At 46.2% G+C, this 19,143-nt stretch carries 11 protein-coding genes; all 11 read right to left on the reverse strand.

Going from position 1 to position 19,143, the window contains the following annotated elements; translation table 11 throughout:
- Positions 1–61 precede the first annotated feature (61 nt).
- Positions 62–1,063 (reverse strand): iron-siderophore ABC transporter substrate-binding protein, encoded by a 1,002-nt coding sequence (locus tag MKY23_RS17230; RefSeq protein ID WP_339831076.1) that lies wholly within the window; start codon positions 1,061–1,063, stop codon positions 62–64.
- Positions 1,064–1,193: 130 nt separating this feature from the next.
- The gene (locus tag MKY23_RS17235; protein ID WP_339831078.1) at positions 1,194–2,849 is read right to left on the reverse strand and encodes an AraC family transcriptional regulator; all 1,656 of its coding nucleotides are present in this window, start codon (positions 2,847–2,849) and stop codon (positions 1,194–1,196) included.
- A gap of 253 nt (positions 2,850–3,102) precedes the next feature.
- Positions 3,103–4,953, reverse strand: coding sequence for an ABC transporter ATP-binding protein (locus MKY23_RS17240; protein WP_339831080.1), 1,851 nt, complete (start codon positions 4,951–4,953; stop codon positions 3,103–3,105).
- Positions 4,950–6,722 (reverse strand): ABC transporter ATP-binding protein, encoded by a 1,773-nt coding sequence (locus tag MKY23_RS17245; protein ID WP_339831082.1) that lies wholly within the window; start codon positions 6,720–6,722, stop codon positions 4,950–4,952. The genes MKY23_RS17240 and MKY23_RS17245 overlap by 4 nt, the downstream gene beginning before the upstream one ends.
- 389 nt (positions 6,723–7,111) lie before the next feature.
- Positions 7,112–10,783: a dynamin family protein gene (locus MKY23_RS17250; RefSeq protein WP_339831085.1), complete on the reverse strand. Its 3,672-nt coding sequence runs from the start codon at positions 10,781–10,783 to the stop codon at positions 7,112–7,114.
- Positions 10,784–11,222: 439 nt separating this feature from the next.
- Positions 11,223–11,495 (reverse strand): NAD/NADP transhydrogenase alpha subunit, encoded by a 273-nt coding sequence (locus MKY23_RS17255; protein WP_090917088.1) that lies wholly within the window; start codon positions 11,493–11,495, stop codon positions 11,223–11,225.
- A gap of 20 nt (positions 11,496–11,515) precedes the next feature.
- A complete protein-coding gene (gene nth, locus MKY23_RS17260) occupies positions 11,516–12,214 on the reverse strand; it encodes an endonuclease III (protein WP_090917090.1) in 699 nt (232 codons plus the stop codon).
- 163 nt (positions 12,215–12,377) lie between these two features.
- Positions 12,378–15,116 carry an S-layer homology domain-containing protein gene (locus MKY23_RS17265; RefSeq protein WP_339831088.1) on the reverse strand — a complete coding sequence of 913 codons (2,739 nt, stop codon included), beginning with the start codon at positions 15,114–15,116 and terminating at the stop codon, positions 12,378–12,380.
- A gap of 71 nt (positions 15,117–15,187) precedes the next feature.
- Entirely contained in the window at positions 15,188–15,883 is a 696-nt protein-coding gene (locus MKY23_RS17270) for a GerMN domain-containing protein (protein WP_339831090.1), read from the reverse strand.
- Positions 15,884–15,917: 34 nt separating this feature from the next.
- Complete coding sequence (locus MKY23_RS17275; protein ID WP_090917096.1) at positions 15,918–17,327, reverse strand: N-acetylmuramoyl-L-alanine amidase family protein; 1,410 nt, start codon at positions 17,325–17,327, stop codon at positions 15,918–15,920.
- A 259-nt stretch (positions 17,328–17,586) separates the two neighbouring features.
- Complete coding sequence (locus MKY23_RS17280) at positions 17,587–18,993, reverse strand: N-acetylmuramoyl-L-alanine amidase family protein (protein ID WP_154890582.1); 1,407 nt, start codon at positions 18,991–18,993, stop codon at positions 17,587–17,589.
- Positions 18,994–19,143: the final 150 nt, after the last annotated feature.

A 19,143-nucleotide genomic window follows, 5' to 3' on the forward strand; every position in this document is an offset into this window, starting at 1 on the left:
CCTCCTATCTTATGTTCACCGCTCATATTAACCACAAGGTATCGAAGCCATTTCCAGATGTTTATTTGTTTTTCTCTTCAAAAGCAGCAACAAGATCATCGATTGCATAATTATCTGACATCGGTGCCATTCCAAGATTGAACCACTCTTTGCCGCCTACGAGATACACATGATTGTTTTTAACAGCCTTCAGGTTTTTCCAGATGGATGTACTCATCATGTCATTATATTTCTTCTGAATTTCCGGATTTTCCTCATCATCAAGCTGGATAATCAGGTGATCTGCATCGTATTCTGGCAATACTTCCATCGAAATGGACAGTCCGGTTTCATCTTTTGGAAAATTGCTCACAGGTTTTAAACCCAACCGTTTGTGGACAAAAGCACCTCGAGAAAGATTGGGACCATTCAAAACAATCTCTTTCTCCATCACTCGCGCATATAACACCGTTTCATCACCGATGAGGCTGTGCAGCTTGTCTGCTCCTTCTTTTTCATGTTGCTTAAGATCTTCCAAAACCTGTTTGGCCTCTGTTTCCTTGCCAAAAACCGCAGCGATATCCTGTAGTTCTTCAGGCCATTCTTCACGCTCTGGCAGAAGCACCGTCGGTGCAATACTTGACAGCTGATCATAATCCTTCTTCGACCACCATGCAGGTGCTATGATCAAGTCCGGATTCGCCTCCAGGATCGCTTCAAAATTGGGTGTCTTAGCAATCCCCATCTTCATTGTATTTTTGAAAGGCTCCTGCAAATACTTAGGGAAGTCCTCATGATAATTTTGAACAGCTACCGGAACAATACCGAGTGAATATAACAGCTCTGGATATACAACAGATAACCCAACCACACGCTTAGGAGACTTGGGAATCGTGATTTCGCCCATCTCGGTCTGAACGACTTTCACTTCACCTTTGTCATTCGTTGTATTCGTTGCGGCGCTGGATGAGCTTTTTTCGCTCTCTCCAGAAGCAGAAGTGTCTGGCCCAGCAGCCTTCCCACATGCACCCAGTAATAACACCATTAACAAGACACCTATAAGAACCCACCATTTTGACTTCACTTCTTATGTACCTCCTATATATGAAAAGATATGATAAGCACCAATCAATAATAATTATCATTATCAATTAGACATAGGAGTAGTATATTAAATAACGGCGTTCCAAGATATTGACGATTCCGACTTTATCTTATGGACGATATCGCCACAACTTTAACACTTCATCCAGCATCAATTCATGGGTAAAGGCCGTATAATCCAGCAGAACACTAGGGATCAACATATCGATGCAGTCATTTTGAGCCGCTTCTGTCGCCATCCATACCTCTGACTTTTGAATTTTTGCCCACGTCTGTCTTGATTCCTCGTCTTCACTCACAATAAGCAATGCCCTATCAATGGTTAATTCCGCTAGATCACCGATATTAAAATGCGGCTTATGCCAAATATACTCCATACCCTCTGGCGCCCTTAACTGCATGTCGTTATAGAACACCGAAGCGATGGTTTGCGGATTCATAACCTGTATTTCCGTACCATGCACACGAAGCACGATTAACCGGTCTTGACGCACCTGCTTGGATAGCTGTGATCTAATTACGTCAGCCTTTTGTTCATATCTTTCGAGCCACACCTCAGCCGCCTCAAGCCGATTCATAAATTCAGCTACCGTTCTCAGATGATCCCGCCAATCTCCTTCCGACTGAGTTAACACACAAACAGGTGCGATTGAACTTAAACGCTGCATCATACTCTCAGACATTTCCTCACGAACAGCGACAATATAATCAGGACGAATCGCTTCTAATTGCTGCAAACAGCCATGCTCATTATCGATCAGAGGTATTACCTTATCTGTTTGGTATTTTCGTCTGTAATACGCTGTCCAGGGATGACTAGCTTGAGCAGCGGCAGGAATAATCTGGAGAGCCAGTAATGTTCCAATGCCAAGCGAGTGAACCGCAGCAATACGTTGCTTGCTATTTTGTATAAAAGCTGCTGGCGGGAGACCTGTAATTTGCTTGAATTTTCGGCGGAAGTACATCTCGTCTTGAAACCCTACGCAAGCTGCAATTTCCTTTAGCCTTGGACTATGATCATTCCTCATCATGATCTGAGCCTGTTTGATCCGGTATATTGTCAAATAATCCATTGCGCTACAGCCATACATTTTCTTAAACAACCGCATGAAATGACGAGAACTCATTCGTGCAACCTCAGCCAAATCCTGGATCGTTATTTTCTTCATATACTGCTGTTCGATATAATGTCTAACTTGTTCAATAGGTAATGCTGGTTGGTGGGACTGTACATAAACCATATCATTAAAAATCTTATACAATAGCTCCTGAAAACGAATCTGACCTAAAAAATGCTGCAGCCTGTCTTCCCCACGGATCAGTTGCTCGATTTCCTGACATAACAAACTCACGGCAACCGGTGAGCTACATTGAATCACACGACCATTCGTCTGCGTACACACTTGCTTCATCATCCCCAAAGCGGATACTACGTTTGAGTTTGACTGTTCCCCTAAAAAAACGTTAAATCTGATCTGATAGAGTCCTCCTGCTTCTCTCCCCCTAAGCTCTGCTTCAATTAGTTGTCCAGGCAGACCTATATATATTGCTCCGCTCCGGAGTTCAATGAACTGACCGTCCACCGTAAGCCATCCTTCACCATCAGTAATACACAGTAACAGATAACGATCCAGAAAATGTTTTCCGAGACGCCAGTTTGATTCAGAATGACTTGTAACTGCTGACTCCAATTCAACCAACTTGAAATGCAGCAGATCCAGCTGATCAAAAGATGTATATAAATTAGCCTCATCAGTGGCTTTCATCTGCATATTTTCCTCCACATATCTCTATTGTGCTTCCTTCAATTATTTAAAATATAACATAATTTCGTTATTCATTTTTGAACAATAAAAACGATTCATCTTGCACTCAAGTTGATCCAGGAATGCCCAATGATTATATTCAAAAAAACACTTCAGCCTTGTCTCAGTGTTCTCATCAGGACCGTCCGATGAAAGGGTCACCCAAACAAAATAAGCTGAAGTGTCTGTAAACCTGCGTTACTCGCTATGTTTATTACAAAAACCGATACTGTGCTTCAATCAGACCGTTGTAGACTCCTTGTTTCTGGATAAGCTGTTCATGGTTGCCCTCTTCCTTGATCTCCCCATGATCCAGCACAATAATATGATCGGCATTACGAATGGTGGAGAGGCGGTGAGCCACCATAAAGGACGTTCGCCCCTGAAGTAATACTTTGAGGGCTTCCTGAATTTTCAACTCCGTTTCCGTGTCAATGCTGGCTGTAGCTTCATCCAGAATCAAGATGCGCGGATCAGCGAGCAATGCCCGGGCAAAAGATAACAATTGCCGTTGTCCCATCGACAACACATTACCTCTCTCTTCCACTTCGGTATCATATCCACCCGGAAGCTTCATGATAAACTCGTGCGCGTTAACGGCCTTCGCCGCTTCTTCCACCTCTTCGTTCGTCGCATCCAGCCGTCCAAAACGAATATTATCCCGAATGGTACCTGAGAAAATAAATGTATCCTGCAGCACAATGCTGATCTGACTACGCAGGCTTTCCACCGTCACATCACGCACGTCATGTCCATCGATGGTCAGGCGGCCGCCCGTGATGTCATAGAAACGGCTAATCAGATTGATGATTGTACTTTTACCCGAGCCTGTATGACCGACAAGTGCGATGGATTGCCCTGCCGCCGCCTTGAAGCTAATACCTTTCAGCGCCTGTCTTCCCTTTTCGTACTCAAATACGACATTATCGAATACGATATCCCCTTTAATAGAAGGAAGCGGCTTGGCACCTGGTTTGTCAGCGATATTCGGCTCTTCATCCATAAACTCGAAAATTCGTTCAGAAGATGCCATGGCAACCAGCAACTGATTGTACATCTGTCCCAAACGGTTAATCGGGTCCCAGAAGTTGCCGACATAGTTGGCAAAAGCCACGAGCAAACCCACGGTCAACATTTCATTTTGAATGAGATGTGCGCCGTACCAGAACAGAATTAACGTCCCGAAACCACCTGTAATTTCAATCAAAGGACCAAATCCCTGGTTCATTGCTGATGCTTTGTCCCACGACTTTTTGCTGGACATATTCATGTTGTCGAAGTATTTCATATTTTCTTTTTCTTGAGTGTACGCCTGCGTAACCCGGATTCCTTGAATGGATTCATTCAGGTGAGAGTTAATCCGAGAGTTCTTCATACGCACATCCTGCCACGCCCGGCGAATCAGCACCCGTAATTTTGTAGATATAATGAACATAATCGGCACCGTAATAATCACAGCCAGACCGAGTTTCCAGTTAATCAACAGGAGAATGACGATGATACCAAGCAGCTGCACACAGTCGATCATGACGTTAACCGCACCATTCGTGAACAGATCCTGTAAAGAATTGATGTCATTCGTTACACGTACAAGCACGGAACCTGCGGGTCTTTTATCAAAAAAGTTAAAGGACAGCTTCTGAATATGTTTGAACAAGTCTGAGCGAAGATCGTAAATCACCCGCTGCCCAATAATATTGGTCAGTTTAATACGGTATGTGTTCGCTGCCCACTGGATGAGATACAGTAGCAAGATTGAACCTGCGATAATATACAGCAGTGTCATGCTAGGTACCCCGGTCTGCGGTGCAATAGCTCTATCGATTGCAAGACTGATTAGAAAAGGTACGGCTAATTTCGTAATCGTTCCGAGAATCATCATTAGAATCACAAACGGCAGGAGCTGCCTCGCATACGGTTTCATGTAAGCAAACAATCGTGCAAACTCTTGCCAGTTAAACGGTTTTTCGATCACTTCATCATCCTGATAGACAAATCGTTCATTCATTTTTTTATTAGAGGTTTCCTTAACCTCTCGCCTGTCTGTTATTGTTTCGGCACTCATGAGTTCACCTGCTCCCCAGCCTCCCGCTTCTCGCGGGCAATGTAGTCTGCATATTGAATGTTATAGACATCCTGGTACGGTCCAGGTACTTGAATTAACTCCGTATGTTTGCCGCGTTGTACCACGCGTCCTTCGTCCAGCACCAGAATCTCATCTGCATGTCGCAGCGAAGAGATCCGATGGGCAATGATAAATGTCGTTCTGCCGCGCATAACCTCTTGAAAGCCCGACTGAATCTCATGTTCGGTTTCCATGTCCACGGCACTTGTGGCATCATCAAGGACAAGAATCTTCGGATTTTTCAGCAAAGCCCGCGCAATAGCAATCCGCTGCTTCTGTCCTCCGGACAGTCCCATACCGCGTTCACCGACGACCGTATCATATCCTTCGGGAAACTCCATGATAAAGTCATGAGCCTTCGCCAGCTTGGCGGCGCGGATAATCTCTTCCATCGTCACATTTTTCAACCCGTAGGAGATGTTGTTACGTATGCTAGAGGAGAACAGGAACGTCTCCTGGAACACGGAAGCAATCTGACTTCGCAAGCTACGAATGCCCATATCTTTAATGTTTCTGCCATCGAGTTTGATCGAACCGGAGTTCACGTTATAGGCACGCATCAAAAGCTGGATAATCGTAGATTTCCCTGATCCTGTTCCTCCGAGGAAACCGATTACAGAACCAGGCGGAGCATCAAAATTAATATCGGTTACAGCAGGCATTTTGTTACCATAAGCAAACGTTACCGATTCAAAGGTCACATGACCTTTCACCTGATCTGTCTCCACAATAACCGGGTCTTCGGTCTCTTGCACATCCACAGGGGTGTTCAGCAACTCAAGCACCCGTTCACCTGAAGCTTTGGACTGAGTGTAGTTGTTAATGTGAAAGCCGAGGCCCCACATTGGACCAATTATGTACCAGATCAAACTGAAGAAGGCAACAAGTTGACCCAAGGTCAGGGTTTGCTGGATTACCATTCTGCCACCGACAACAAGCAGTAGTACAACACTCACCGAAGCCAGAATCTCCATAATCGGAAAATAGCGGCTCCACAACGTGGCGGCATGGATCTGATTCGTTTTGTAGCGTTCATTTCGTGTGGAGAACTTCTCCACTTCATAAGGCTCACGTGCAAACGATTTAACCGTTCTTACACCTGTAATGTTTTCTTGCACCGCTGTAGTCAGCGAGCTTAATGCCAATCGCATTTCCTGAAAGGCCGGATGAATTCTGGATTCGAATCGAAGCGCAACGAAGGCAAGCAGAGGGATGCAGACGAGCGTCAACAGTGTTAACTTCCAGCTCATCGTCATCATCATAATTGCGCCGAATACGACCATTAGAACCATGTTAAGAATCTGGGCGAAACCAAATCCGATAAAGTTACGGATGGCCTCCAAATCTCCCGTGAGGCGGGACATCAGATCACCTGTTTTGGCCGTATCATAATAACGGAAGGATAAAAATTGAAGTTTTTCATAACAGGCATTACGTAAACGATACGCCAAATAATTGCCTAGACGTCCGCCAAAGAAACCGTGTAAAAATTGCATGCCTGCTTTCAAAATAACAACACCTAACACCGTCAGGGCAAGCATGGGAACGTCTTCAAAATTACGTGGCACAATAACGTCATCGATCAAAATTCGAAGCAGGTTCGGATAGACTAATCCTAGTGCGGTCGCTAAGGCGAGAAACAAGATCGATACCAATAAATACGTTCGCTTCTCCCAAAAATAGGTTTGCAGTTGCCTGAGAACATCCATGTGTCTCCTCCTCTAATGTTGCTTGAAATGATATGAACATTTATGAAGTTTATCACCGTCCCTCATTCGCGGCAAAGCGAATAATAGACCATATTCAGGCGACTTTCAGCTAATTATCGCATTAACGGATGCCAATAGCCGACTTTCAATCAAATGTTTGAATATTCTCTATATTTCAGGTTGTTCATGCCAAAAAAAGGCTCCCTATATGCCTTTGCGGCGGGAGCCTTTTTTGACGCTTTTTTGCAACATTTTCACTGGGTTATGGAAGAAATCAATTATTTTACAAACGTTTCCAAAATATTTGCAGATGTGATCAACCAACCTTGTGGCAATATAGCGTATCACTTGTCAGAAGTTTCACACGGTGATGCAACCCCCATGACCATCTATTCCTGCATTTGTTCAAGCTGTTCGGACAAGGCCACCCATTGCTCAGCCTGGATTCCACTTGCAAGGGTATCCTGTATGCCCGTAACGGCTTCTTCCAGCCTTTCGGTGAGCTGACGAGAGTGATGCTGCACCGATTGATGAACCTGTGTATCATAAAATTGCACCAGCTTCTGTTCTGAGGTCGGGAGCACTTCAATCATCATCTGTTTGAGCACCGGCTCAAGTGCCTCCTGAAGGCGCTGACGCCCTTCTCCTTCAAAGAACTGCTTCGGATTCCGGAAGTAACTCCAGTAGTTTTTCCAGCCCGACGGTTCTTCTAGCCGGATTTCATCCAGCACAGGAGTACTCCACTTTTCATCCAAGGTTAAGGACAAGTCGATACCGCCTGTCAGCTGCTTCACTTCATTAATACATTCAGTTACTTGCTTGCCAACCCAAGCATGACCAGTCTGCTCCAATCGCAGTGTTGTGGCGAGTAATTCCTGTTCAAGCTCAATGCCGATCATACGCAACAGCTCCCGGCCGCAAGCTGCGAACGCCGTTTTCAAGTTGCCCTGATCTTCACGTAATACGGATGGATGAAACGCTTCTGCCATAAACTGACCCAGTCGGAAGGCTAAACGCTGTCTGACATGGAAAAGCAATTCATTCGTTTCCTGTGACAGTTCATCCTTCATTGATCGCTGCGCTAATCGCTCAATCCGCAAGCGTGACTGCTCCGAGATCGTGCCCAGTTCATCTCGCCGCTGACGCAGTGTTTCTTCCCCCTGTGCCGCATCCTCTGCACGTTGCTTTAACCGCTGAATGACACGCGCCAGCTCTTCGGAGGCTCCACCAACTGCGAGATCAGCCAGTTCCTTGCCTGCAAATTGATTAAACTCTTCTTCGAAACGCATAAAGCCCGATTGTTGCAATCGATCAACGTTTCCATCCATTTTACCTTCCATCGCAAGCATGCTGGATACCGGGAAAAGACGTGGTGAACGAATCCCGTTTTTCCGCAGTTCTGTCCCTACATGATCGAGCACCTGTTCCAATTCTTCTTCCGAGGAAGATAAATCACTCGCATTGACGACAAAGAACATCTGATCCATCGCGGAGCTATCTTTCACTCGCCCAAGTTGATTCAGGAACTGCCGGTCTCCCTGGGAGAAGGCATGATTATAATAGGTTACAAAAATCAATGCATCTGCATTTTTCATATAATTAAACGTTACGCCTGTATGCCGGGCATTGACTGAATCTGCTCCAGGTGTATCCACAAGCACTATTCCTTGTTCAGTCACGTCACAGCTGTAATACAGATCAATGGAATCTACAAAACAGGATTTCTTCTCATTGGCTACAAAATGGCGATATCCATTCAAGTCCACCAGCACATCTTGCCCAAGTTGATCCGCTGTTTCCTCCCAGCCAGCCGCAGCAGCCTGTAAGAAGCTGTAATGCGGACGCCCTGCTGGGTGTACATCCTGAGGCGTGAGTGATTGCACCCGCTTTTGCCATTCCGTGCCCGGCTCTCCAAGACCAAGCAGACGGAAGGAATAGGCAAGGTCCTCCTGGAAGGCCTCCCGGGTCTTCATGCGGACCCGGGCAGTACCATGCTCCATGCCACCGGCCGGAGCCATAATACGGTTGATCGCCGCTGTCGTTGGATGCGGCGATACCGGGAGGACCGCTTCGCCCAGCAATGCGTTGGCGAAGGAGGATTTGCCCGCACTGAACGCACCGAACAGCGCGAGCGTGAACGTGCCACCCGCAAGCGAAGCCGCGCGTGCACGCAAATCCCGTACCGCCGACCCCATGGCGGGGTACGGCTCCACCAGCGCAGCAGCGGCTTCCAGCCGTGCCGCTGCTGCGTCCAGGCGCCGGCGGCGTTCCGCGCCAGCCGCCGCCGGTGCGCCCTGCGCCGCTGCTACGCGCGGCGGCGCAGGGGCCTGCGTCTGGGGCTGCGCCGCCACAGACGCGGACGTGCCCGCCTGCGAACCGGGAGCTTCGCCCGGTTCAGGCGCGGGCACGTGCGGGCCCTTCACCTCCGGCAATAGCCCGGAGGGGAGGGGGCCCGCAGGAGGCAGCAGGCTGCGCAGCCCTGCTGCCTCTTCGGCGGCGGCGCGCTGGAGCGCCGTGTAGCGCGCCGCCACCGCGGATTGCGCCAGCAGCGCTGCGCGGCTGGCGTCCAGCGCCTGGAGCGCGGCTTCGCCCTGCGCAGCCAGTGCTTCCAGGATGCGGTCGGCCAGCAGCATGGCCGACTTACGGTACCGGGCCTCAATCTCGCCCCGGACATCTTTGCTGAATTGCATGACATACTCAGGCGATAGTTCTGCACTCGCACTTCGTTTCAGTTCAAGCAATCCTTCATTAATTGCAGGTAGCTCTGTGTTAAGTGCCTGCTCCCACGCGGCATCCCAGACCTGATAAGCTTCCCCTAGCTGTCTGAGCATCGTCCGAATATGAACCTCCACTTGACTGGAAGTCTGATCCTGAAGCAGTCTCACCAGTTCCGAAGCCCGGCGCTGCTTCTCCTGTTCCGTTTTGCCTCCTGAAAAGAGCAGACCTACCCGGAATCCCGGCTTGCGGCTCTCCAAATAATGACCAGCCGAAGTTCGGATATCCGCTGGGGTCAGGTTTGCGTTAGCAAGCAAAGAATCCACCTCTGCCCTGAATTTCTCACGGACTCGCGACGGTTTGGCTCGAAGCTCTGCGACTTGTTCATCCAGTAGAGCAATCTCACGCTCCAAACGTTCGATACCTTCTTGTCCTCCTACTTCTTCAAGCAGTGCAGTTTCTTCATCTTCTCTCTTCCCGGCTTCCCGTCTCAGATGTTGCTCCGTGATATGACTGGCTGAACTGGCTAAACTGTGAGAGATCAGCTCTTCTTTCTTGGTCATCAGCTCAGTAATCAGTTCCGGTAATTGACTCCACTGATTATATCGATGCTGCTGGTCACGCAAGGAAGTGAATAACAGACCGTCATAACGGACTTCCCATGCGGCAAAAATCGCCTCTACCCCATCCACATATTGATCAAACGAAAGCTCCCGTTCCCGATGTTTGTCGATCTGATTCACAATCAAAAATAGTGGCTTCCCCCAGTCGGACAAACTTTTGGCAAAAGAAAGATTTGTCTCCGACTGAACATGATTGTAATCCATCACATAGAACACAACATCAGCCAGATGTAGTGCCGAATGCGTAGCCAGGCTATGTCCGCGATCCGTCGAATCCACACCTGGCGTGTCCAGCAATACAGCATCGTCCTGTAGTAGCGGAATATGATCCCATACTTCTATCGAACTGTACGCCCCTCCATTTTTACAATACGTCTCCAGCTCCTCTGGTGAAACTTCCAATGTTCCTGCTTTATTGTCAGCGCTTACGTTCGGTGAAGTATAAATAAGTGCTCTCGGCTTGCCGTTGCGTATTGCGACGACATTGGCACTGGTTGGCACCGGACTTGATGGCAGTACTCGCTTGCCACACAAGCTGTTGATCAAACTCGACTTGCCTGCCGAGAAATGTCCACAGAACGCAATCGTCAGATGTTTCGTTTCAGCCTTGCTGATTAAATCCGTTAGTGTCTCTACAGCGGTATGGTCCCCTGACTGCTTCATTGCTTCACGTAGCGGTAACAAAGGTGTGGCCATTTCTGCTGGGTAATCTGTTCTGGACATGACTGGCCTTCCTCCTGGCTCCTCTAATTTGACATCCGTTTCGACGTCAATCTCTGATTTATCTTCATATAGTTTAACATCATCATGTTTGAATTTGAACGATTTCACTTGAATCTGCATGTAGATGGATTCCAGATCAATATAAGTTCAATTTGAGATGATTTGTCACGCCCGATGATGTCAAAAAATTCTTTCGAACCAACTCATCACGCTAATTTCCACGTTTACGTTTGTTTGGTACGTTAATCCGTTACTATGTATCTATAAAAAAATAAAACCGACATGTCGGTTTTATACAGGTTATACTTTTAACTCCCACACTAATTAGGGATGTTTATCATCAAGTAACTGGCTGCATGACATGTCTAGCAGCTACATTAACGATCACTTCTCGGCAATGTCAATGCAACCAGGTTCCTGATCATAGGTTAACAAAAACTTAAGATACTGCGTTTTCCATTGTAGGCAACAGGATTTCAAAAACTTGACCATGTTGCAAAATGGTAATGCCACGGCCTTTGTCTCTCATTACAACAACCTCAGGCTTTGTAGACATACGCTCCAGATAATGCTCAGGCACGTCACCAGAGTGACTCACAGTAATGCCTTCAACTTCTTTTTCTTCATTCTCCGCCATTTCCTGTTCAACGATTTGTTCAAAAATATCGGAGAAGGCTTCAAAATTGTCAGTGTACACGGAAATGCATTTCATCGTTATTCATCCTTTTCTACTTATGAATTTAATTTTCGTTTTCGGGTGGTGACACGTTCCTTATCTTTCCTGATCTGGGACGTTTTCATACGTTTTTTCCCTTCCCTGCATATGTCTAAGAGCGGACAGATATGGCATTGGGGAGTTTGAGCCTTGCAATGGTAGCGTCCAAAAAATATAAACCGGTGATGAGTTATTGTCCACTCATCCCGAGGTACGCGCTTCATCAGTTTCTTCTCGACTTCAAGTACGGAGTCATCCCAACCCGCGAGCCCCAGTCTCTTCGACACACGTTCAACATGAGTATCTACAGCGATCGCCGGTACTCCAAACGCATTTGAAACGACAACATTCGCGGTTTTACGTCCGACACCTGGCAGTGTGACAAGCTGATCATGTTCCTGCGGTACATCGCCGCCATACTGCTCTATTAAAATTCGGCACATGTTCTGGATATGCTTGGCCTTGTTTCGGTACAATCCAATTCGGCGAATATCCTGCTCCAGCTCTTCAAGAGGAACCATTAGATAATCGGCCGGGCTTTTGTACTTTTGAAACAAATCTGCAGTGACCTTGTTCACCGTTTCGTCTGTGCACTGCGCAGATAAAAGGACCGCTACCGTTAGTTCAAATGCATTGCTGTGATTTAACTCGCAATGTGCATCAGGAAACATGGCTTCCATGGTTTCGAGTATATGTCTTACCGTCGCTGCATTCATGAAGGGCTACCTCCCACAAGTCTGCTCCACACTGTAGAGCCTTACTTCAAGCTTCAGCCAAGTAGCTTGGCGGGGATCCAAAAAGCTTGCAAAAAAAACGTCTTGATGCGGGAAAGATCCCGTATCAAGACGGTCATTCTTTTGATCCTCGAAAAAGAAACGATTACTGTTTTTGAATCTCCATCACGACGTTGTTCAGGAGATACAATACAATATTATCATTATCTCTGAGAGATTGCACGCTTAAAGTATTGTCACCCTGGTGAACAAATACATTAGATCCCAGTGCAAAACGGTAGTTCATGTCTGATGTTGTTTCGCGTTTAACCAAAATCTGGTTACCCACTCCATCATAAGACCAGAACTGTTTACTCATGACAGTAAGCACTCTGAAACGCGTGGAATTATCTGTATCTTTAGTCATTTCCACACGGTCGCCAACCGTGAGGTTAGTCAAAGATGTTAATGTCGAACCGGCTTTAACAACTTTAACAGGTCCACTCACAGATACTTTATCTGTCGCACCATTAAACTGTTTCAATGTAACCGAAGTTGCATCCACTGCAGTAACCTCAGCCAGCGTACGTTTAACCACTTGAACAGCCTTCGGTGTAACTCCTTCAAACGTTACATTAATCAAATTGCCTGCAGTCAACTGGGAAGGTGTAATGGATTGACCACTTTCGCCAGTCAATACCGCTTGATCCACATAAAACTGACTTGTAAGCAGATCTGATTTTACCCGAACACGACCGTTGGATTCCATGGAGACCACTTCGAATTGAGCAACTGTTTTCAATGCAATCTTCTGCGCTACATCCTGATTTGTTCCAAGGGTAACCGCAACATTATCCCCTACCTTCAAATCAGACAGACTAGCCGTTGATTTGTTATACATTTCAACCGCTGGTGCTGTCGTATAAGGAACTGTAATCGTCTGGTTGCCAGATAACAAGCTGATTTTTCGGTTTGTTGTATCAATATTACTAATTGTGCCTTCGTATTTGTAAATTATCTTCACAGACAATGCACGAGTTCCCACATAAGTCAGATCCAGTTTGCGTCCGTCATTGAGCAAGGACTCCAGACCTGCCAGTGTCGGTTTGACTGTGTTATAGTCCATTTTTGTTTTTTCATCCAGTGTGAATACATAAGGTTTTTTATTTGCATCCAGTACAGTAAGCACTTTGGTCTTACTGTTATAGGATACAACTGTAGCCCCGTTCAGAGGCTCCATTTGCCGGCCAATCACCTGAATGCGAGTTACCTGGTCATCACTGTTTAATGTTAATTCAACCTTGTCACCATTGTTCGCATCTGTAATCAGGTCATTCAGCGTTGCATCTTGAATACCATTGATAATCACTTCCGGTTTCTCGCTCAGCAATTTTGCTTCAAGTGAACCTCCATCACGTTTATACGTCAATGTGGATTGATTGCCGCCGATCTCAACTAATGTTCCACGAACGGATTGTTCTACGCCCTGATTCAGCTCAATTGTCTGCAGAACACTGTCTTTGACAGTGTATTTCACAGTGCTGCCTGCCTTCAAATCAGCCAAAGACAAAATGCGGTTTTGATAACGAATAATTAAATTATCTGTATACGTATACTGCTCTGTTGCCCCCGCAGCATTCACGAGCTTGATCGTTTTTCCGGAAGTAACCACTTCCGCAACTACACCGCTGTCACTCTTGTTAACGATACCGGATTTAACCCGGATCACCACTGTTTTTTTGTCAGCAGAGAACGTCTCGCGCTGTACTTCAATGATGCTGTCCACTGTAATATCAGACAATTTAATTGCTTTTCCGTTCTGATCCATGAATGCAGTATTCTCATCATAAGTATATGTTTCATAGTTTTCGCCTACAAAGAGACCGATTTTGTTCCCGGACAATGCACGCGCAAACGTACCTTCTACGCTCTCCATTTGTTGCTTGGCATCAACAACCTCCACATAGGAAGCTGCACCTGCCGAACCAACGATAAGAACTTTCGTATATAGTTTCACATCCGATGCAGATGCGCGTGTTTCACTATCTTTGGTAAAGTACGGGGTATTGCTGTTCACTGCATAGTTAACCGTTTTACCGTCAACTAGTAGCGTGATCTGCCCGTCTTTCAATCCGGTAACATAACCCGTAGAAGTATTCGGATACTTCGTATCCGTCAACGATTCACCACGACTAAAAAATGTCGCAAGCTGAGCACGAGTTACAGAGCCTGTCGGATTGAACTTGTTGTTTTCCAAACCTTTGGCCAGATCCAAACTAACAGCCAGATTTACATACCCTTTCGCACTGTCTGAAATATTTGCGTTGTCAGCAAATCCAGTGGACTGATTATTCTGTGCTTTCGCTTCAGCATCTTTGTTCAACGAGCGGATTAATAGTTTAGTAATCCATTCACGAGTTGCCGGCTTTTGTCCCCATGTTGTTTTGGAGACATCAGATGATGCTTCTTCCGTTTTATCCACGAGTCCCAATTGAAGTGCAAGCGCAACATATGGCTTAAAGTAGTTTCCTACTTGCATATTTGTCGGTAATGCCGCAGCCGTGCTCGTGTTCAACTGCGATTCCATATTCATAAAACGGATGGCCATCGTTATCGCTTCTTGTTGCGTTACCGCGTCCCCTGGACGAAACAGGCCGTTATTGCCGAGAAGAATACCTTGATACGCCAGCTTGTATACATGTTTCTCAGCCCAGTATCCAGCCTTGATATCACTAAACAAACCTGTTGGTGCAGCCGTACTTTGTACTGCCGCATTTTGGCCCTGTCCCGTTTCTGTTGTGTCTGCTGCCATAGCAGCTCCACCCGCGCTAAGGGCCATCATGCCTGCAAGCACGGCTGATACTACTTTTTTAGAGTGTGATGGATGGTTATATTTAAAAGTCACCTATGATTCCCCTCTCTCATATAAAAACGACCTCAATCCGTGAGTCTACGGTAACGCACTTGAAGCAAAACTTAATTGGATCTTGTCATTGGATGTTCAAGATCCACATGTCCCATCAAACTTTCAGTTGATTTACCATCTACCAGCAGATCAAGTGATTTTACCTCATCGAACTGGAAGAACGTTTGTTTCAACGCATCGATGGCAAACGATTCACCACCAGCACCAAGACGTGCCGTATCCGGCATATGAATATCCAGTGTCAGTGCTCCATCCTTGAATTGAACTGATTTCAGCTCAATATCTTTGGACCATAGCGGAACGAGCTTCTCATCTTTGCTTTGCTGCAAAGAAGCAAAAGCCTCTTTATATTTGTCATCTTCCGATGCAAACGTAATTTCGGCTGACGCTTTGTGAAGTTCCAGCTCCTCCGGATCGGTATAAAACACTTCGATAGACTTCTTCTCCTTGCTGTCGGATGTTGAAGGTTTGTCCGTAGATACTTCACCAGAAGAAGCTCCACCAGAAGACGTTGTTCCCTCCGAGCTTCCGTTCGCTGAGTTAGATGGTGTTGTGTTATCGTCGGAACCAGCTGTCGTAGGGTCGGTAATGACCTGACCGTCCACTTCTGTAGCGCCGTTCCCTGTTTGTGTCTCTGATCCCGCACCTTGTGTCTGGTTTGGAGCAGCTGTCGGTTTACTACCACATCCAGCAGCTACGGCCATAACCGTTACCAGCAAAACTGCGATCCATATTTTTTTGTTCATTCTAACTCATCCTCCTCAGCATAAGGGTTGTCCCTTATTGAATTCCCAAATACTCCTTGATCCCAGCAACAATACCTTTGGCTACATTGTTCTGGAAATTTTCCGTAAACAATACAGCTTCATCACTCTTGTTGCTAAGGAATCCTCCCTCTAACAGCACCGCAGGCATCGTTGTTTCACGGGTTACGTGGAGACTGGCCATTTTTACTCCCCGGTCTTTTAAACCGGAAGACTTCACGAGATACTTGTGCATAATATTAGCCAGTTCCTTACTAACCGAGCGGGAATAAAAAGTTTCTACCCCCGTTGCCGCGACAGGGCCGCTATTCGCATGAATGGAGATGAAGATATCTGCATTTATGTTCTGTGCAACCTTCACACGTTCTTTCAGTGCGAGAAATGTATCATCACTACGTGTTAATACGACATCGATCTGAGGCTCTTTTTTCAGAAGTGCCTCCACTTTTAATGCCATGGCAAGATTGAAATCTTTTTCTCTTTTGCCTGTAACACCAATCGCTCCAGGGTCTTGATCTCCGTGCCCCGCATCGATGACTACAACTTTCTTGCCATTCCCACCAACGGGCGGAGCAGGTGTGCTACCTTGATTGTTTAGATCAATGATGAGCAATCCTGAATCGTTCTGCACACTGTACCCTTTGGCGCCTGTCAGATCAATAACAAACCGAATGGTAGAAGGACTGTTGCTATATAAGGAATAACGAATTTGAGACACATCTGGATAACCGTTAACAACGAGTTGACCATTTTGATTGCTATCCAGCGCCTGACCTTGACTAAACGAATCCGCAAAAGCCGTATTTGGCAGATCAATTACAATTCGATCCGGGCCGTTCATCGTAAATACGTTCGGCTTTGTGCTTCCACTTGTAGCAATCATGAAACGGTTGTCGCTAAAGCTAATGCCGTTCACTTGTACAAGACCTTCCTGACTCGATCCTCCGCCATCGTTACCAGAGTTCGGGGGAGTGGTTGTCCCGTTTCCGGAACCTGCATTCTGGGTAACTAATGTTACCGTCTTCGTGGTGTTGTTCCAACCCACCTTAAGACCCATTTGCTCTCCGATGAAACGGAGTGGTACTAAAGTCGTACCATTTTTTACGAGGGGCGGGGCATCCAGGTCTACGTTACTGCCGTTCACTGTTGCCGTCTTCTGTCCAACAATCATCTGCATGGCAGTGTTGTCTTTGCTAATCGTCACCGTTTGCGACTGTTGTTTCCAATCGACAGAGTATCCCAAACTTTCGGAAACCGTACGAATCGGGACCATCACCTTACCATTGATGTTATCCGCTTTCGCATCCGAAGGCTGTACGATCTCATTCCCGTCTAGGATAATTTTCGTGTCTGCTGCTGCATGACTATAGCCCGGGAAAACGAGCCCAAAGACAAATAACAGTACCAAAAAACCGAACTTCTTCATCCTTCACCCCTACCAATCTCATATTTTTTTGCCGCATGTTGTAGGCTTGCAACTTTCACTGCGCACTTGGGCATTACCAGACACCTATTAGACGTCTCCCAATCTCAAAAGTTGCGAATATATTCCAACATAACAGAAAAAAAACGTTGTCAGATCAAGCTTTTTTTACATTTTAATGTCTTATTTTTTCCTAATTTATCAATTATGCATCTTGAAACAACGGACTTCCCTACTCTGCATATTTACGAAAAATCCCATTCTACAAACTCAAATAATCTAAAATTCCGTCGACAATCGCTTGAGCACACTGATCCTGATATGACTCTGTAAGCATCAGAGCTTCATCGGTTGGATTGCTCAAAAAACCCAATTCAAGGAGTACAGCCGGCATCGATGTTTCCCGAGTCACGTGCAGACTCGCCACTTTTACGCCGCGATCTTTAAGTCCTGTAACAGGTAATACGTGCTTGTGAAGGATTTCCGCTAAACTTTTACTTTCTTTTCGTGTGTACAATGTTTCTATCCCGTTTGGAACCGGAGTTGTGAATTTGTTTCCATGAATGGACACAAACAGATTCGCCTGGTTCAGCTTCGCTATATCCACACGTTGTTGCAAGGAAAGTTCTGTATCATCCTGACGTGTAATCACGGTCTGAATGTTGGCATGCTGTTCCAGAAGCGCCTTCACTTTAAGTCCTACCGCTAGATTAAAATCTTTTTCGTAAGCACCTGATACACTGACTGCGCCAGACTGACGTCCACCATGTCCAGGGTCAATAACAATCACTGTTTTACCGTTATTCTCCGGTAAGGCTGGCTGACTACCCGATGTTCCATTCGCAGCTGAGAGATCAACGAGCAACACGTTATTCTCTCCAAGTGACCAGTTTGCTGTTGTACTTTGATTTAGATCCAAAACCACTCGCACCGTCGATGGCGACTGGCTGAACATGGCAAATCGGACTTTAGAAACAAGAGATGAGTCCATAACATCGATTTGGCCACTTCCGTCCGGATTCGAAGCCTGTCCCTGTACAAATGTCTGTGAAAAGGTTGTATTCGGCAGATCTACAATAATCCGCTCAGGCCCGCTAATACTAGACACTTTAGGGCTGATGTTTCCATTTGTCGCAACGATTAAACGGTCTCCGCTGTAACTTATGCTTTGCAGTTCCGTCAAACCAACCGGGGCAGGAGTCACCACCGGATCACTGTCAGGCTCCGTATCTACTACAGGTGGAATACTAAACAGGCTAACCGTTTTAGTACCATTGTCCCATCCTACCTGTAGTCCCATGCCCTCACCTACAAAACGCAAAGGTACTAGTGTTGTACCCTGTTTAATCAAGGGAGGTGCATCCAGATTGACGACATTTCCATTAATCGTAGCTGCATCTTTGCCAGCCGTCATCTCGATGGAGCTTTTGCCTCGCTGAACGTGCACCGTTTGCGTTGCCTGTTCCCATTTCACGTCATAACCCAGGTTTTCGGATACAATCCGAATCGGAACCATGACCGTTTTCCCAATATTCTCTGCGGGTGCTCCTACTTTTTGGTCAATGGTGACTCCATCAAGCACGATCGAAGGCGCACGGTCTGCATGAGCCATCACTGGGAAAAGACAAAGGAACAGAAAAAAAATGACTGCTGCCGACCATTTCTTCATTCGTCATCCACCATTCTAGTTAAGTTATGTAGATTTGAGGCCTGATTCACTACCTGTATTACGCTATGTACCCTTCCATAATCTACTATCCAGTCTATCAGATAATGTCTAGTGATCCGGTTACAACGTTGTCATATTTAGTCGGAAAAT

The sequence above is a fragment of the Paenibacillus sp. FSL R7-0272 genome (genome assembly GCF_037969905.1).
Taxonomy (GTDB): domain Bacteria; phylum Bacillota; class Bacilli; order Paenibacillales; family Paenibacillaceae; genus Paenibacillus; species Paenibacillus polysaccharolyticus.

What these genes read in the sequence shown, in the direction of transcription:
- MKY23_RS17235 (WP_339831078.1), bottom strand. Translation starts at nt 2,849, where the DNA reads ATGAAAGCCACTGATGAGGCTAATTTATATACATCTTTTGATCAGCTG.
- MKY23_RS17240 (WP_339831080.1), bottom strand. Translation starts at nt 4,953, where the DNA reads ATGAGTGCCGAAACAATAACAGACAGGCGAGAGGTTAAGGAAACCTCT.
- MKY23_RS17245 (WP_339831082.1), bottom strand. Translation starts at nt 6,722, where the DNA reads ATGGATGTTCTCAGGCAACTGCAAACCTATTTTTGGGAGAAGCGAACG.
- MKY23_RS17250 (WP_339831085.1), bottom strand. Translation starts at nt 10,783, where the DNA reads ATGTCCAGAACAGATTACCCAGCAGAAATGGCCACACCTTTGTTACCG.
- MKY23_RS17255 (WP_090917088.1), bottom strand. Translation starts at nt 11,495, where the DNA reads ATGAAATGCATTTCCGTGTACACTGACAATTTTGAAGCCTTCTCCGAT.
- nth (WP_090917090.1), bottom strand. Translation starts at nt 12,214, where the DNA reads ATGAATGCAGCGACGGTAAGACATATACTCGAAACCATGGAAGCCATG.
- MKY23_RS17270 (WP_339831090.1), bottom strand. Translation starts at nt 15,883, where the DNA reads ATGAACAAAAAAATATGGATCGCAGTTTTGCTGGTAACGGTTATGGCC.
- MKY23_RS17275 (WP_090917096.1), bottom strand. Translation starts at nt 17,327, where the DNA reads ATGAAGAAGTTCGGTTTTTTGGTACTGTTATTTGTCTTTGGGCTCGTT.
- MKY23_RS17280 (WP_154890582.1), bottom strand. Translation starts at nt 18,993, where the DNA reads ATGAAGAAATGGTCGGCAGCAGTCATTTTTTTTCTGTTCCTTTGTCTT.